Source organism: Pararhodobacter sp. CCB-MM2 (assembly GCF_001691415.1).
Classification (GTDB): domain Bacteria; phylum Pseudomonadota; class Alphaproteobacteria; order Rhodobacterales; family Rhodobacteraceae; genus Pararhodobacter.
The window spans coordinates 40,842-54,819 of sequence record NZ_LRRR01000029.1; the positions used below are offsets into that span (position 1 = coordinate 40,842).

The following is a 13,978-nucleotide window of genomic DNA, read 5'->3' on the forward strand; positions in this document are numbered from 1 at the left end:
ACCGAGTTTCCTTGAGAGCGGAGGCGTATGGCTCACCTTGGGAGAAAGGAGATGGCGATGATGGGATCAGGAAACGTCACGGGCGATGGGCGGGTTCGAGTGCATGAACTCCCGAAGGGCCTGGGCATCACGCTGCCCCTTTTTGATCCGCCGTTCGAGGCGGTCAAAGTAGCGACTGTTGCCAAGAACTCGGACGGCGAGAGTCGAGGGGCTGATCCCCGATTTCTCGCAGTATGCGCGAACTTCTTCGATGAGGGCCTGCTGTTCCATATGGCCACACTTGGCCATTTGGCCGCCATTGTCAATGCCAATCGGCCAATGGACAAATGGCCATGATCTGTTTTTCTGGCCAGATGACGACCAAGCCCTTTGCCACCCGTGTCATCGAAGCAATCGCCGCGAAGAAGATCAGCGCGGCCGAGCTCTCACGCATGTCGGGGGTGAGCTATGACATCATCAACAAGCTCAAGCAGAGGCCAGAATCGTCAACTAACGCGGACGCAGGACGAAAGCTTGCGGCCGCGCTCGGCATCGAGTGGGACGGCGACGTTGCCGTCACTTCTCTTGGAGTAGGCGGTAATACGGATTTCGACTTGGTGAATGTTTACGATGTGCAGGCCGGCGCCGGAGGTGGCGTTGTGGTCTATGATGAGGAAGCCGTTGGTCAACTGGCATTCCCGCGCGGCTACCTCCGCGGCCTGACGCGAGCCAATCCAGATCATCTGGGCATCATCTCAGTAAAGGGCGACTCGATGCTGCCAACGCTGGCAGATGATGATGTGGTGATGGTCGACAGATCCAAGTGCGACCTGTCCTATGACGGGCTCTTCGTTATCCGCGACGGCGGCGACGCGCTCTTGGTGAAGCGGATCGGGCGAGCGTCCCAGCGCGGCTTTGTCACGATTATTTCCGACAACCGGAACATCTACCCGTCGGTCGAAAAGTCGCTGCAAGATATCGAGGTCGTCGGCCGGGTGATCTGGCGCGGCGGAAAGGTTTGAGCATCGAGCGAGCGCTCGACTGCCGTTCAGTGTAAATTGAAAGGTTCCCCGTCATGCCAAGAATTCTGCAGCGCATCATCGCCGCCACCCCTGAACTTGCGCCGCCCCCGCGGATGCCAAAGGGGTTTGTTGCGATCGTGCCAGCTGTGGATGATCCGGCCGAGGATGCGCTGCCTCTAGGAACGAGCTTTCTGGAAGACGTCGCCTGCATAATCGAGTATCGCTCCACCGACGGCGACATCAGTAGGCGCAGGATTTCCATCAAGTCGGTCGAACGCGCCAGAACGGGAACCCTTCTGGGATGTTACTGTTATGAGCGCCGCGCGGCTCGGACTTTTCGCGCCGACCGCGTTAAATGTGTTATTTCTGATGATGGCGAGATCATCGAATGGGCCGACTTCTTTCGTGAAGTCCTGTCCGAGCAAGTGGACAACGCCTGTCAGGAACCCGTCTCATTCCTGCGCTTTCAGTTAAGAAGCCAGGTCGCGCTCTTGGTCGCTGCAGCCAGATGCGATCGAGAATACCATCCGACAGAACATGATGCGATCGTCGACTATGTGCTTGAGCGCTATGAGATCGACGCATTGGGCGGGGGGCAATGCACCGAGGACGATGTCGCATCGGTTCAGCGCTTCATTGGCTTGATGGCACCAACGCAGCAGACAGTCCGTTCTCATTGCCGCAGTCTCAGGTCCCTGTCCGATGCGCAGCGGCAAATATTCGCGAGAGCCTTGCGTTCCGTTATCACTGCCGACGGCGTAATTGCGCCGGACGAAACGACCTTCCTGATGGAACTGCACAACGAACTCCAGCTCTTTGCGAAATGATGGTCAATTCCGGAAGGATCTGAGCCGCCGCCGCTGCCTGCATCTTGGTCTTTTCAGTCGGCCAGAGATACGCCTTTTCCGCCTATGCGGAGAGCCGGAGCGAGGCTCTGGACATTCCGCTTCGCGACCTCCCGCCAGAGCCGGATTATGGCTACACGCGGCTCTGGCTTCTCCTCGGCTTGATCGCTGACGCGCTGGCCCTAAGCCTTCTGAGGTTCATCTTCATTTGCACCCTACCGGGGGGCAAAGCGCAGGATGCTCATGAAGACGACGATGGCGATCAGGCCATCTAGCGAGCCGCGGATTGTCGGTGCGATGCCGCATTCCAATGTGGAGCCATAGGTCCAGTCGATCCCGAGAACGCTCATTTGCCATCCCCGCCCCGCGCGGGGCTTTCTCATGCGCGCTACCACGGCGCTGACCGGGGCAGGATAGCAGGTGGAATCGCTAATGGCCAACATTTGCAGCCGGATGGCCAGATAGCATTTGACACTTGGCCAATTGGCCACCAATACTACGCCCATCGAGACCCACCGCAGACGCGATCGCAGAGCGTGGGCCACCAAGGGAGTTCCGACTTGCACACCACGCCCAACATCACCCCCTATACCGTCATCGACCGTCTTGGAGACGGGACCGACATGGCCCGCCGGGTCCGCTGGTGCCTGTTGAAGCGCACCTTCTATGCGCAGCGCTGCATGTTCCGCACCTGCCGGAAGGTGAGTTGATGCCCGGCCCGGCCTTGGACCCTCTGGCGCGCATTCGGCCCGCCATTGCCGAGTCCTTCCCGCTCTTCGCCGCGACGATGGCGTCAGGCACGCGATCTGCAGGCCACGACATCGACAGCCTCGACCTCATTTCACTCGTGATCGATGTCGAGGACACCTTCGACGTCGAGTTCCCGTCCGAGGCCTTTGACGCAATCGCGACCCCCGGCGACCTTGCCGAGGCTCTGGATCGGCAGCTCTCAGTCGCCGGAGGCGCCGCATGAACGCGCGCGCTTCAATCAACGGCATTACGCTGTCCGCCCCGGCCTCGGTCGTCCTGGCCCGCGCCATCGGTCTTACGCCCGCGCAATCGGCGGTATCGCCGACCGTTCCGACAGAAAGGCCAGTGCCCGACACATTGCCGCAGGGGGCGGAGCGCGCCCTCGACCTTGTTCGAGGGCATGGCGGCCCGCTGACGCGTCGCGATTTTCGCGAGGTCCTCGGCCAGACCGCCGCTCAGTGCGACGCGCTGATGAACGGGATGAGGATCCTGTTGGATCATCGCATGGTCGAGATCACTGCCGGCCGGGGCCAGACCAATGACCCCTACGTCTGGGCGCTGACATCGCGCGGCAAGGCGTGGCAGCCGAAGCGCACACAGCCGATTACCGACGCAGACATCCTCGAAGCCGTGGCACGGATCAACGCACGGCCGCGTTCCTCGGAGTCTCGGCTGTGGTGGACCGGCACTCGCCGCGAGTATCCGGCCAGCGCCAGCACGGTTTGCGACGAGATCCTCGCCAACGGCCGCAAGCGTAACAGCGTGAGCTTCTTCCGTGATCGCCTCGCAGCCTTAGCCGAGGCCGGACATCTGGACGCGGAGCCCGTTCCGCGCGGAGGCGGGGTCATCGATTTCTACTGGCTTCCTCTGACTGCCCCGCGCCGCTGAAGCCTCACCGGCGCGCACCTGCCCCGGCGGCTGACCCTGACCACCGCCGGGGCCTTTTCCAATCCCGAGGTCCCCATGAACCAGATTGCCCCCGAAATCGTGTCCGAAATCGAGACCTTCCCCACGCGGACAATCGCAACAACGAACGCTGGCCGTGAGGGGAAGGCCTATGCCTGATACAGCCCTCAAGACAAACCCACAGGCAAAGCAGCGTGACATCAATGCTACAATCGACGGCCTCAAGCTCAGGGTCCTGCGCGCCGTGCCTCGTAACGACTGGTATTGCTCCCTCGCGCGCCTGACTCATAAGACGGAGATCCCTCGCGAGATCTGCCGAGGGATCATTGCCGAACTGCGAGCAGAAGGTCTGGTGACCTATCGTAAGGGCCTGATGAACGAGGACGGAGATCTCGGCGGGACCGGATACACGCTGACCAAGAAAGGCGAGGCCAAGATCGAGGAGGGAGAGTAACATGGGAGCGCCCCGCCTGACCCAAGCCAAGATCGAGCGCGCCCTCGCCGCCTTCAAAGCCGAAGTCGGCCCAATAGCTGCTGTCATGGTGATGCCCGATGGTTCTATCCGCGTCGAGGGTCCTGTTGATCGCCCCGCGGAACCGCAGCACGATAACAGAAAGCCAAAGCCATGGACGTGATGCGCCTTAAGTATGTGACCACCGAGCGCCTGCCATCAGGCAAAATCCGCTATCGCTTCCGCCGCAATGGCAAGCTGACCACCCTTCGAGGCGAGCCAGGCAGCAGAGAGTTTCACGAGCACTACGCCGCGTTGATCGACGATGTCCCCATGGTCACTCCGAAGGCCGTGCGCGGGTCGATCGAATGGCTGGTGTCCCTCTTCCTTGACGATCTTGAGCGTAAGGTCGCTGCAAAGCTCGCATCCCCACTCACTCTAAAGGGCAAGCGGCACCACCTCGGTCGGCTCATAGCCGAGTACGGCGAACAAGACGCAAACATGCCTCGCAGCGCGGTTGTGAAGCTGGCCGACAAGCTGTCGGCGACACCTGGCGCGGCCGACAATCTGCTGAAAGCCATCTCCGGCCTCTATCTGTGGGCGATCCAACGCGACTACGTGTCGTGTGAGAACCCGGCACGCGACGTGAAGCGACTCAGCAAGAAGACAACCGGCTTCGCTCCCTGGTCGGCAGATGACATCGCTACTTTCCTTGCCTTCCATGGCCCCGGCACAACGGCCCGCCGGACGTTGATCCTCGCCGCCTGCACAACCGCACGTCGAGGCGACCTCTGCCAACTCGGTAGACAGCACGAAGTCATGAAGGGCGCCCGCAAGTGGCTACGCTGGGAGCAGAACAAAGCGCCGCACGAGGTGGTTGAGATGCCGATGTCGGGCGCGCTGCTTGCCGACTTGGTCGGGCACGGCAACCTGACCTACATCCTCACTTCATTCGGCGCCCCATATTCGGCAGCCGGCCTCGGGAATGCTTTCCGGAAGTGGGCTGACGATGCCGGGCTCAAAGGCCGTAGCTTACATGGCGTGCGAAAGGGCGTGGCCTCAATGCTCACCGCAGGGGGAGCGAGCTCAGCCGAAATAGACGTCCTGCTCGGGCATGAAATGGGCAGCCCGGAGACCAAAGTTTACGTCCGGAGCGCGGCGCGTGCTGCGCTCGCGGAATCGGTTGTCGACCGTCTCGACGGGCTGCTGAAGTGACAAAAGTGTACCACGCCGCAAAGCTAGAGTGCACCACGCCAAAAATTATCTAACGTTTTCAGAGCGTGTTCATGCAGTGTTCACGTCGGGTGGTAGCCGCTGTGGGACTCGAACCCACACGCCCATACGAGCAACGGATTTTAAGTCCGGTCTGTCTACCATTCCAGCAAGCGGCCCCGGCGTTGTCTATCAACACGTTACGCCGATCTGTACAACCCGCATCATCGAGCGTTTCTACGCTTGTTTCAAGATTTCCAGCCTGTTTCCGTTCTGTTCCCGGCGGGGCAAGAGCCTCGGACACCCGTTGCCCTTTGGTGGGGCGTGAGGGCACGGGCGTCAGATCCGATCGGCCTGCTGAACGCGATGACGTGGCATCGTGCAGTCGCATGAGCCATTGATGCGCAGAGCGCCGCATTGGCGACCGGCTTGTGCGTCGTGGCGAGTGTCCCAGGCTGCTTGCCGTGAACCGCCGGAGTTCCTTGGGTCGCGACAGCAGAGCAGAAAGATTGGGGGGTGAACTTGTCGCGGTGATGCGCAAGGCAAGCACAGGGAACGGCGTATCTTCAATCAAGGTCATGGTTAATCAGCTGCGTCCGGTCAATCGCCGCCTTTCATCCCTTGAGCCTGAGAGCCAGACCAACAATCAATTCGGGGCATTCTTCCGTGTCTTCAAAGACGCGACGTGGATTAAATTGACGCGGCGCGACATTGTCCCACAGGAAATTTCTCGCGTTATGGCTGTGCAAACGGGAATCTATCAAGCTGTGACAGATGCGAAGGAAAATTCACCCTGTCGCAACGTGACGAAGCAGATCGACCCGAATTACAATGCCGAGGTCTAATATTCCTACCCTCCGCTTTTGAATGAGGTCACGGCAATATCGCTGGAGAATTTGGCATGGAGCCGGGTCTTCGAATATCATGCGATACGCCCAGCGGAACTAGTGTCCGAGGATGTGGTCGCGGACGAAGCTTACTCGCAGCTCGACATGAAGGCGGTGTCACAAGGCCTCGACCATGCCGTGAACAAGGTTCCTCGGCGGCCCGCAAAGCTCTCCAATCACCGTCACGACGCCTGGCGCGAAAGGTTCTTCGACGACGCGTCGAAGGTGGGGTTCCGTCCACCCTGCTAAGGCACCTCATCAGGTCGGTTTCGGTGCAAGTCGGTTTGTGACGCGCCAGCCTGCGTCCAATCTAGGCTGGCGAGCCGCGCCGGGCGCTTGGATCTGGTGCCCGGAAGAAACCGAAAACTGCGCGCGCCCCGCCGGATGCATCCAAGCCACCGGCGCCGTGTTTGATCTGGGCTGAGAATCCCCGCAGATGACGAACGGGCTGTGTGCCGTCCTGCCGCAGAAGGAAGGGCGAGCATGGCGGGTAAGCCACGCATCCCTCAAGATCGATATCGCGTCATCGTCCATGCCAAGGGGAGGCGCAGATGACAGTGCCGTCATCGCGTAAGAGGGCGCTGGTGCAAATCTGACAGGACGCCAATGCACACAGCCTCAAGCCCGTTCGGCCATCCAGCGGATATACCAGTCGAAGCTCCCCGGATTGGCCATCGAGTCTCGGTTCACGACCGTGGCCGGATCACCGCCCAGAAGCAGCTTCTTCACCGGGACCTCCAGCTTCTTGCCCGACAGCGTGCGCGGGATCTCTGGCGCGGCGACGATCACGTCGGGCAGGAAACGCGGCGACAGGCTCTCGCGGATCGCGGCTTTCAGGCGCGCTTCCAGCGCCGCATCCAGTACCGCGCCTTCCGCCAGCACGACGAACAGCGGCATGAAACTGTCGCGCCCGAGGAACTCGCCATCCACCACCAGCGAATCGGCGATCTCGTCGAGGCTTTCGACCGCGCGGTAGATCTCGGACGAGCCGATGCGCAGCCCGTGCCGGTTGATCGTCGCATCCGAGCGGCCATAGATCACCGAGCCGCCCTCGGGTGTGATCTCGATCCAGTCGCCATGCCGCCAGACGCCGGGATAAGTGTCGAAATAGCTCTCGCGGTAGCGCGCGTCGCCGGGATCGTTCCAGAAATACAGGGGCATCGCCGGCAGGGGCTCGGTGCAGACCAATTCGCCGACAGTGTCGAAGACCTCGTTCCCGGCCTCGTCATAGGCCCGGACCGCGTTGCCGAGGAACCGGCACTGCATCTCGCCCGCCCGCACCGGCAGCATCGGATTGCCGCCGACGAAGGCGCCGCACAGGTCGGTGCCGCCCGAGAGGGGCGCCAGCCACAGGTCCTTCTTCACCGCGCTATAGATCCAGTCGTAGCCTTCGGGCGAGAGGGGCGACCCGGTGGACCCGAGGTGCCGCAGAGCCGAGAGGTCCAGCTCCTTCGGCGTGATCCCGGCCTTCAAGCAGGATTGGTGGAAGGCCGCGCCCGCGCCCAGATGGGTGAGCTGCTCCTCCGACGCGGCGCGCCACAAGGCCATCAGATCGGGATAGCCGGGCGCCACGTCGAACAGCATCACCGTTGCCCCGCTCATCAGCGCGAAGAACTGCGTGTTCCACATGATCCAGCCCGAGGAGGTGAGCCAGCAATAGCGGTCGCCCGGCAGCAGATCCATGTGCAGCGAGCATTTCGCGCATTCCAGCAGGATGCCGCCGTGGCCATGCACGATGGGTTTGGGATTGCCCGTGGTGCCCGAGGAATAGACGATCCACAACGGGTGATCGAAGGGCAGTGAGACCGGCGCCGTCGCCTCGGCGGCAGGCAGGTCCGCCCAGTCCGACCACCCCTCGGCCAGACCGAACAGGCCCGGAACCATGATCCGATGCTGCAGACCCGGCAGCCCCTCGGCAATGCCCGCGACCTGTGCGCGCTTGTCGACCTCGCGCCCCGCCAGGATGTAGCTGTCCTGCGCGATCAAGACCTTGGGGTCGATCTGGCGGAAGCGGTCCAGCACCGCGACCGCCCCCATGTCCGGCGCAGCCTGCGACCAGATCGCCCCCAGCGAGGCCGCGGCAAGGAAGGCCACCATGCTCTCCAGCGTGTTGGGCAGGATGGCGACGACGCGGTCGCCTTGGTCCACCCCCAAAGCACGAAGGCCAGCCGCGACACGGCCGACCTGATCGGCCAGCTCGGCCCAGCTGACCTCGCGCCGGCCATAGGTCTCGGATCGGGCAATGATCGCCGGGGCATCCGGGCGGCTGGCGGCATGGGTCAGAACCTGTGCGGCGAAGTTGCACCGCGCGCCCGGAAACCACTCGGTTCCCGGCATGTCGCGGCGGCCCAGCACCGGTCCACGATTGTCGATCTGCAGGTCGAAATGCTCGACGATGGCGGTCCAGAACGCGGGCAGATCGCTGACCGACCAATCCCACAGCGCCGGATAATCAGCGAAGTGCAGGCCTTCCTCGGCGGCCAGCCAGCGCTGGAACCCGGCCATCCGCGTCGCCGCCGCGCGTTCGGGCGTGGGCGCCCAGAGGATTGGTCTGAGATCGGTCATGCGGCCCTCCCCTGCCTTATGACTTGCTCCCGCAACCTGAGCCCGAAACCCAGACGGATCAAGCGGCTAGAGCGTGACGCAGGGTCAGCGGGCGCTTCGACGCTGCGTCGCGACGCTTGACCGCCCCCGAGGTTCGGGTACCCATATCCGCAGTCTAGAGGAGGATTCCGCCATGCTTGGCCAGATGATGAGCCAACCGCTCCTGATTTCCAGCCTTCTGGTGCATGCCGAGCGCCACCACGGCAAGCGCGAGATCGTCACCCGCCGCCCCGAGGGCGACATCCACCGCACCACCTGGGCCGGGATCGCCAAGCGCTCGCGCCAGCTGGCCAACGCGCTGGAAGGGCTGGGGCTGAAGCAGACGCAGCGCGTCGGCACGCTGGCCTGGAACACCGACCGCCATCTGGAGCTGTATTACGGCGCTTCGGGCGCGGGCATGGTCCTGCACACGCTGAACCCGCGCCTCCATCCCGATCAGCTGGTCTGGATTGCCGACAACGCCGGTGATCAGGTGATGTTCTTCGACATCCAGTTCCTGCCGCTGATCGAGGCCACTGCCCACCGCTATGCCACGGTGAAGCATTTCATCCTGATGTCCGACCGCGCGCATATGCCGGCCGAGACGAAGATCCCCGGCCTGATGTGCTACGAGGAAATGGTCGAAGGCGCCTCGGACGCCTATGACTGGCCGCAGCTTGATGAGAACCTCGCCTCGTCGCTGTGTTATACCTCGGGCACCACGGGCAACCCGAAGGGCGTGCTGTATTCGCACCGCTCGACCGTGCTGCATGCCTATGCCGCCGTTGCCCCGGATGCGCTGAACCTCAGCTCGCGCGATGCCGTGCTGCCGGTGGTGCCGATGTTCCACGTCAACGCCTGGGGCCTGCCCTATTCCTCGGCGATGACCGGGGCCAAGCTGGTGTTCCCGGGCGCCGCCATGGACGGCAAGTCGCTTTATGAGCTGTTCGAGGCCGAGGGCGTGACCGTCTCGGCCGGCGTGCCGACGGTGTGGCAGGGCCTTCTGGCCCATGTCGAGGCCGAGGGTGCCGGCTTCTCGACCATGCGCCGCACGGTGATCGGCGGCTCGGCCTGCCCGCCGGCGATGCTGCGTGCCTTCGACCAGAAATACGGCGTCCAGGTACTGCATGCCTGGGGCATGACCGAGATGTCGCCACTGGGCACCGTCTGTACGCTGAAGGGCGGGCAAGAGGGTCTGGTGGGCGAGGACCGCTTCGACGTGCTGTCGAAACAGGGCCGCGCGATCTACGGCGTCGACATGAAGATCGTCGGGCCGGATGGCGAGGAGCTGCCGTGGGACGGCAAGACCTCGGGCGAGCTGCTGGTGCGCGGCCCGTGGATCGTCGACAGCTATTACAACCGCCACGGCGACGACATCCTGCGCTTCGACAAGGCCGGCCATGGCTGGTTCCCGACGGGCGACGTGTCGGTGATCGACGGGGACGGCTTCATGCAGATCACCGACCGTACCAAGGACGTTATCAAGTCGGGCGGCGAGTGGATTTCGTCGATTGACCTCGAGAACATCGCCATGGGTCATCCGGGCGTCGCCATGGCCGCCTGCATCGCCGCCTATCACCCGAAATGGGACGAGCGGCCGCTTCTGGTGGTGATGAAGAAGCCGGGGTCTGACATGACCAAGGAGGACATGCTGGCTTACTTCGACGGCAAGATCGCGAAGTGGTGGCTGCCCGACGATGTGGTCTTCGTCGATGCGATCCCGCTGGGCGCGACCGGCAAGATGCAGAAGAACAAGCTGCGGGACGAGTTCAAGGACTACAAGCTGCCGACCGCCTGAGGGGAAGACGGGTGAGGGGTTTCGTCCTCGCCCGGCATGGCTGCGCCACGCAGGTTTCGGACGACGGAAGCAGGGGGGCTTTGCCCCCCTCTTTGCTGCGCAAATTCACCCCCCAGGATATTTTCGGAACGAAGAGGAGCAAGGGGCGCATTTTGGGCCGGACAGGGCACGAAATGACGCAGATGTTTTCACACATGTGCGCCGTGATACACCGTTCGCACAGCCTTGGGGGGAGTCCGTGCCCTGCCGTTTGTCGGAGAGCGCCTCGCGGCGGGGTTTGCGTTGAGCCGCAACGACGGGGATCTCGCACCGCTGCTGACGAGGCCCATTTCGCCCCTCTACCGCGCGACGAACTGGCTTGATTGCAACGCTGCTTTGCAATGCGGCGGGGGGGCTTGGAACTGGTTCGATCCGACGCTGGTATGGGGCGCAGCCGCGACTGGAAGTGTGCCTCTCGCGAGGAACCTTCCGGGCCCGTCATCCAGAATTGCCCGGCATGGAAGGCGCTGTTTGGGCTGCCACCACGGCACAGAGCCAAACTGGTTATTGGCCCGTTCGAGACGCCATGACTGAGAGAGCCGATCTCGCAGGCTTGCTCGGGACCGGCAAAGTCTACGGTTGCCGCAAGCTGTGCGATGATCTGCCCGTCGAGCGTGGGCGCATCTAGGGGAACCGCGCGAAGCGGCTGGCTCCTTTGGTCGGTGCCGTCCGGGTCGGCGACAGGCGCAACCGGCCCAGGCACTATGGCAGCAACCTTGCTGTTGTGGCGGTGAACAAGTTCGGGCGACGCGTCTACGCTGGACCTTGGTATTGCAGCCATCGCTCATAGCTGTCGGCCAGAGGCTGCGCGGGCGCAACTTTCGGGCCGGCAAAACGGCTCTGTTTCATGCACTCATTCCCGGATCACGGTGCGTGAAAAATCTGCCTCCTTACCCTATTGATCGCGGTCGGAATTTCCTTCCGATGACACGCGCCCGGGATCGCCGGGCATCTTCCCGCGAACCGAGGGGCGCAGCAGCCACAGGGCGAAAGCGGCGTTCGGCAGCACGAAGATCAGGGGAAACCACAGACCCAGCCCGGCCCCCAGCGGCGACGGCGCGCCGGTTTCGGCATGGTAGAGCAGCTCGGAAAAGCCGATGCCGAAGGTGCCCAGATCCCAGGCGAAGTGAAACAGGATCGCCGGCAACAAGGACCCGGTGCGCAGCCGGAGCGCCAGCATCAGGAAACCCGTGGGGATGGACGCGACTGCTTGGACCACGGCCGCGGGTAAATCGCCCGATAGCAATGCGTTCCCCATGTGGACCAGCGCGAAGACGAGTGTCGTCAGCCATGCCGCCGGCCACAAGCCCATGCCGCGCCTCAGGGCGGGGAACATTAGGCCCCGGAACATCAGCTCCTCGGAAAGCGCGACGCATCCCATGATCACGGCGATGGCCAGAAGGGTCGTCAGCGGCGGGGCGCCCAACCATCCGATCAGCGCGGCGAAGACGGGCAGGTAGAGGGCGGGCAGGGCCATGAAGCGCCAGCTGCCGGGTTCGGGGCGGCGCAGGCGGACCGCGGTCCAATGGCCGAGGGCAATTGCCACCAGCACGAAGATCGCCGCCAGCGCTTGCGGGACGGGCGGTTGGCCCAGGGCGGCGAAGGGCGCCGGTAGCAACCCGAGCCCCGAGAGTGCCAGCCATCCGGCCAAGACCGCCAGTACCGGCCCCAGCCGCGGTCGATGGCGCTGCGCCGGAGACCCGCGCCAGTCGGATCGCAGCTTAGGGTCAGGCCGCGCCCTGTCGTCGTAACGTTCCGTCGGGCGTTGGTGAGGCGCCCGTTCGTCTGGCCTCATGCGGTTCCTTCAACCGTCCGAGCAGGCCGGGCGGCGCCTTCTGTTTCTTCAACGATGGCGATTAGATAGCACGCCCGAGCGTCAGGGTCAGGGCCTGATCGGTCATGGTCTGCAAATCGAGGCTGCCGTCGGGACGGTACCAGAAGCTGGTCCAGGCCAACGCCCCATGCAGGAACTGGCGCATCAGGCCGGGCTCGACCGCGATCAATCCGGCGGAATGGGCCTCGGTCAGGACCTGATGCCAGAGGGTGAAATAGGCCTGCCGTCCGTCCAGAAGGACCGCGCGGCGCGCCTCGGACAGGGCGCGCCAGTCATGGAACAGAACCGCCGTCGCGTCCGAGGCCGGGCCGTGCAGATAGCTCAGTTCCACCGCGATCAGGGCGCGAAGCCGGCCGGTCAGATCAGGGGCCTCGTCAAGGGCGCGGCTCAGGTCCTGCTGCATTGCGGCGATCACCCGCTCCATCACCGCGAACAGCATCTCCTCCTTGGACCGGACATGATGGAACAGGCTGCCCGAAAGGATGCCGACCTCTGCGCCGATCTCGCGAACCGTCGTCGCTGCGTAGCCCTTTTGGTGGAACAGCCGGGCGGCGGCGGCGAGGAGCCGGTCGCGAGGTTTATCGGGATCGAAAAGGGGCGCGTCCATACGTCGGGCATAGCTCGTGACGCCACGACACGCAACCAAGCGCTTGCTTGGTCGGCGCGGGCAGCGTTAGGCTGGTCCCAACGGGGGAGGAGACCCGATGTCGAAAGCCATTATCACCTGCGCGCTGACCGGCGTGTTGACGGATCCGCGCCAGCATCCGGTGCCGGTCACGCCCTCAGAGCTGGCCGCCTCGGCGCGCGAGGCCTGGGACGCGGGCGCGGTCTGCATGCATGTCCATTTCCGCCAACAGGGTGAGGGGCGCGGGCATCTGCCCTCGTGGGATCCCGCGCTGGCTGTCGAGGTGGGCGAGGCGATCCGCAGTGCCTGTCCCGGCGTGATCCTGAACTTCACCACCGGCGTGGTGGGGCGCGACCAATCGGGCGCCATCGCCTGCCTGCGCGCCGGTCGCCCCGAGATCGCGGCCTGCAACGCGGGGTCGCTGAATTACCTGAAGACCCGGGCGGGAGGCCAATGGGCCTGGCCGCCGATGTTGTTCGACAACCCGGTCGAGAAGGTCGCCGAAATCGTCGCGGTGATGGGCGAGACGGGGACCAAGCCGGAATTCGAATGCTTCGACACCGGGATCGTGCGGTCCGTGGGCATGTTCGCCGAGGTCGGGATGGTCAGCGCGCCGCAGGTGAATTTCGTAATGGGCGTGGCCTCGGGCATGCCCGCCGATCCGGACCTGCTGCCGCTGTTGCTGAAGTACCGGCCCGAGGGCTGTCCGTGGCAGACGACGGTGATCGGCCGGGCCGAGGTCTGGGCGCTGCACCGCCGCGCGGTGGAACTGGGCGGGCATCTGCGCACGGGGCTCGAGGACACGTTCTATCTGCCGGACGGGGCGCGGGCCTCGGGCAACGGGGCTTTGGTCGAGGCCTTGGCCGCTGTGGCGCGGGAGGCGGGGCGGGAGATTGCCTCGGCCGCGGAGGCGCGGGGGATCTGGGGTTTGGATTGAGCGGAGGGTGAGGACCGGGGGGCTTTGCGCCCCCCGGTGCGCCGGCCCACGCCCCCCGCGAAGCGGAACAGCGGCGCGAGGGCGAGGAGGGGGGACGGCAGGGCCCCGGG

At 64.0% G+C, this 13,978-nt stretch carries 16 protein-coding genes and 1 tRNA gene; 12 read left to right on the forward strand and 5 right to left on the reverse strand.

All coding sequences use genetic code 11. The features are described from left to right. Window positions 1–51 precede the first annotated feature (51 nt). From BCY78_RS25355 to BCY78_RS19885, 3 genes are read left to right on the forward strand one after another with little or no spacing between them, the layout of a single operon-like run. Window positions 52–336, forward strand: coding sequence for a hypothetical protein (locus BCY78_RS25355; protein ID WP_139103243.1), 285 nt, complete (start codon window positions 52–54; stop codon window positions 334–336). Then, window positions 327–1,001, forward strand: a complete 675-nt coding sequence (locus tag BCY78_RS19880; RefSeq protein ID WP_233499451.1) for a S24 family peptidase — start codon at window positions 327–329, stop codon at window positions 999–1,001. Before BCY78_RS25355 ends, BCY78_RS19880 begins: the two co-directional genes overlap by 10 nt. Window positions 1,002–1,054: 53 nt before the next feature. Then, the gene (locus BCY78_RS19885) at window positions 1,055–1,828 is read left to right on the forward strand and encodes a TerB family tellurite resistance protein (protein ID WP_068305332.1); all 774 of its coding nucleotides are present in this window, start codon (window positions 1,055–1,057) and stop codon (window positions 1,826–1,828) included. 233 nt (window positions 1,829–2,061) lie between these two features. Here the strand turns inward: BCY78_RS19885 and BCY78_RS26225 are convergent, their stop codons facing one another. Beyond that, window positions 2,062–2,196 (reverse strand): hypothetical protein, encoded by a 135-nt coding sequence (locus BCY78_RS26225; RefSeq protein WP_255403194.1) that lies wholly within the window; start codon window positions 2,194–2,196, stop codon window positions 2,062–2,064. Window positions 2,197–2,406: 210 nt separating this feature from the next. On the opposite strand from BCY78_RS26225, the gene BCY78_RS25665 reads away from it, so the two are divergent. The 6 genes from BCY78_RS25665 (at window position 2,407) to xerC (ending at window position 5,168) form a co-directional block, all read left to right on the forward strand. Next, window positions 2,407–2,556, forward strand: a complete 150-nt coding sequence (locus tag BCY78_RS25665; protein WP_158515967.1) for a hypothetical protein — start codon at window positions 2,407–2,409, stop codon at window positions 2,554–2,556. After that, window positions 2,556–2,819: an acyl carrier protein gene (locus BCY78_RS19895; protein ID WP_068305338.1), complete on the forward strand. Its 264-nt coding sequence runs from the start codon at window positions 2,556–2,558 to the stop codon at window positions 2,817–2,819. The genes BCY78_RS25665 and BCY78_RS19895 overlap by 1 nt, the downstream gene beginning before the upstream one ends. Continuing rightward, complete coding sequence (locus tag BCY78_RS19900; protein ID WP_068305339.1) at window positions 2,816–3,484, forward strand: hypothetical protein; 669 nt, start codon at window positions 2,816–2,818, stop codon at window positions 3,482–3,484. Before BCY78_RS19895 ends, BCY78_RS19900 begins: the two co-directional genes overlap by 4 nt. Window positions 3,485–3,653: 169 nt before the next feature. Beyond that, a complete protein-coding gene (locus tag BCY78_RS19905) occupies window positions 3,654–3,956 on the forward strand; it encodes a hypothetical protein (RefSeq protein WP_068305340.1) in 303 nt (100 codons plus the stop codon). 1 nt (window position 3,957) lies between these two features. Continuing rightward, a complete protein-coding gene (locus tag BCY78_RS19910) occupies window positions 3,958–4,137 on the forward strand; it encodes a hypothetical protein (RefSeq protein ID WP_068305342.1) in 180 nt (59 codons plus the stop codon). Then, the gene (gene xerC / locus BCY78_RS19915; protein ID WP_068305344.1) at window positions 4,128–5,168 is read left to right on the forward strand and encodes a tyrosine recombinase XerC; all 1,041 of its coding nucleotides are present in this window, start codon (window positions 4,128–4,130) and stop codon (window positions 5,166–5,168) included. The genes BCY78_RS19910 and xerC overlap by 10 nt, the downstream gene beginning before the upstream one ends. Window positions 5,169–5,258: 90 nt before the next feature. Here xerC and BCY78_RS19920 read toward each other — a convergent pair. After that, window positions 5,259–5,344: transfer RNA gene (locus tag BCY78_RS19920), tRNA-Leu, on the reverse strand. Between the two features lie 303 nt (window positions 5,345–5,647). Between BCY78_RS19920 and BCY78_RS24810 the strand changes: the two genes are divergently transcribed. Continuing rightward, window positions 5,648–6,010 carry a Stf0 family sulfotransferase gene (locus BCY78_RS24810; RefSeq protein WP_158515968.1) on the forward strand — a complete coding sequence of 121 codons (363 nt, stop codon included), beginning with the start codon at window positions 5,648–5,650 and terminating at the stop codon, window positions 6,008–6,010. Between the two features lie 660 nt (window positions 6,011–6,670). Here the strand turns inward: BCY78_RS24810 and BCY78_RS19930 are convergent. Further along, window positions 6,671–8,617 carry an acetoacetate--CoA ligase gene (locus tag BCY78_RS19930; protein WP_068305347.1) on the reverse strand — a complete coding sequence of 649 codons (1,947 nt, stop codon included), beginning with the start codon at window positions 8,615–8,617 and terminating at the stop codon, window positions 6,671–6,673. A gap of 172 nt (window positions 8,618–8,789) precedes the next feature. On the opposite strand from BCY78_RS19930, the gene BCY78_RS19935 reads away from it, so the two are divergent. Then, window positions 8,790–10,433 (forward strand): 3-(methylthio)propionyl-CoA ligase, encoded by a 1,644-nt coding sequence (locus tag BCY78_RS19935; RefSeq protein ID WP_068305349.1) that lies wholly within the window; start codon window positions 8,790–8,792, stop codon window positions 10,431–10,433. A 934-nt stretch (window positions 10,434–11,367) separates the two neighbouring features. On the opposite strand, the gene BCY78_RS19940 is transcribed toward BCY78_RS19935, so the two are convergent. Further along, the gene (locus BCY78_RS19940) at window positions 11,368–12,267 is read right to left on the reverse strand and encodes a CPBP family intramembrane glutamic endopeptidase (RefSeq protein WP_083195189.1); all 900 of its coding nucleotides are present in this window, start codon (window positions 12,265–12,267) and stop codon (window positions 11,368–11,370) included. 61 nt (window positions 12,268–12,328) lie between these two features. Next, window positions 12,329–12,913 carry a TetR/AcrR family transcriptional regulator gene (locus BCY78_RS19945; protein ID WP_068305351.1) on the reverse strand — a complete coding sequence of 195 codons (585 nt, stop codon included), beginning with the start codon at window positions 12,911–12,913 and terminating at the stop codon, window positions 12,329–12,331. Between the two features lie 97 nt (window positions 12,914–13,010). Here BCY78_RS19945 and BCY78_RS19950 point away from each other — a divergent pair, with 97 nt between their 5' ends. Continuing rightward, entirely contained in the window at window positions 13,011–13,868 is an 858-nt protein-coding gene (locus BCY78_RS19950; RefSeq protein WP_068305353.1) for a 3-keto-5-aminohexanoate cleavage protein, read from the forward strand. Window positions 13,869–13,978: the final 110 nt, after the last annotated feature.

Bases quoted from the DNA above. Each gene is read 5' to 3' on its own strand.
- BCY78_RS19950 (WP_068305353.1), top strand. From the start codon at position 13,011: ATGTCGAAAGCCATTATCACCTGCGCGCTGACCGGCGTGTTGACGGAT.
- BCY78_RS19930 (WP_068305347.1), bottom strand. From the start codon at position 8,617: ATGACCGATCTCAGACCAATCCTCTGGGCGCCCACGCCCGAACGCGCG.
- BCY78_RS26225 (WP_255403194.1), bottom strand. From the start codon at position 2,196: ATGAGCGTTCTCGGGATCGACTGGACCTATGGCTCCACATTGGAATGC.
- BCY78_RS19885 (WP_068305332.1), top strand. From the start codon at position 1,055: ATGCCAAGAATTCTGCAGCGCATCATCGCCGCCACCCCTGAACTTGCG.
- xerC (WP_068305344.1), top strand. From the start codon at position 4,128: ATGGACGTGATGCGCCTTAAGTATGTGACCACCGAGCGCCTGCCATCA.
- BCY78_RS19935 (WP_068305349.1), top strand. From the start codon at position 8,790: ATGCTTGGCCAGATGATGAGCCAACCGCTCCTGATTTCCAGCCTTCTG.
- BCY78_RS19900 (WP_068305339.1), top strand. From the start codon at position 2,816: ATGAACGCGCGCGCTTCAATCAACGGCATTACGCTGTCCGCCCCGGCC.
- BCY78_RS19940 (WP_083195189.1), bottom strand. From the start codon at position 12,267: ATGAGGCCAGACGAACGGGCGCCTCACCAACGCCCGACGGAACGTTAC.
- BCY78_RS19945 (WP_068305351.1), bottom strand. From the start codon at position 12,913: ATGGACGCGCCCCTTTTCGATCCCGATAAACCTCGCGACCGGCTCCTC.
- BCY78_RS25355 (WP_139103243.1), top strand. From the start codon at position 52: ATGGCGATGATGGGATCAGGAAACGTCACGGGCGATGGGCGGGTTCGA.
- BCY78_RS19880 (WP_233499451.1), top strand. From the start codon at position 327: ATGGCCATGATCTGTTTTTCTGGCCAGATGACGACCAAGCCCTTTGCC.
- BCY78_RS19905 (WP_068305340.1), top strand. From the start codon at position 3,654: ATGCCTGATACAGCCCTCAAGACAAACCCACAGGCAAAGCAGCGTGAC.
- BCY78_RS19895 (WP_068305338.1), top strand. From the start codon at position 2,556: ATGCCCGGCCCGGCCTTGGACCCTCTGGCGCGCATTCGGCCCGCCATT.
- BCY78_RS19910 (WP_068305342.1), top strand. From the start codon at position 3,958: ATGGGAGCGCCCCGCCTGACCCAAGCCAAGATCGAGCGCGCCCTCGCC.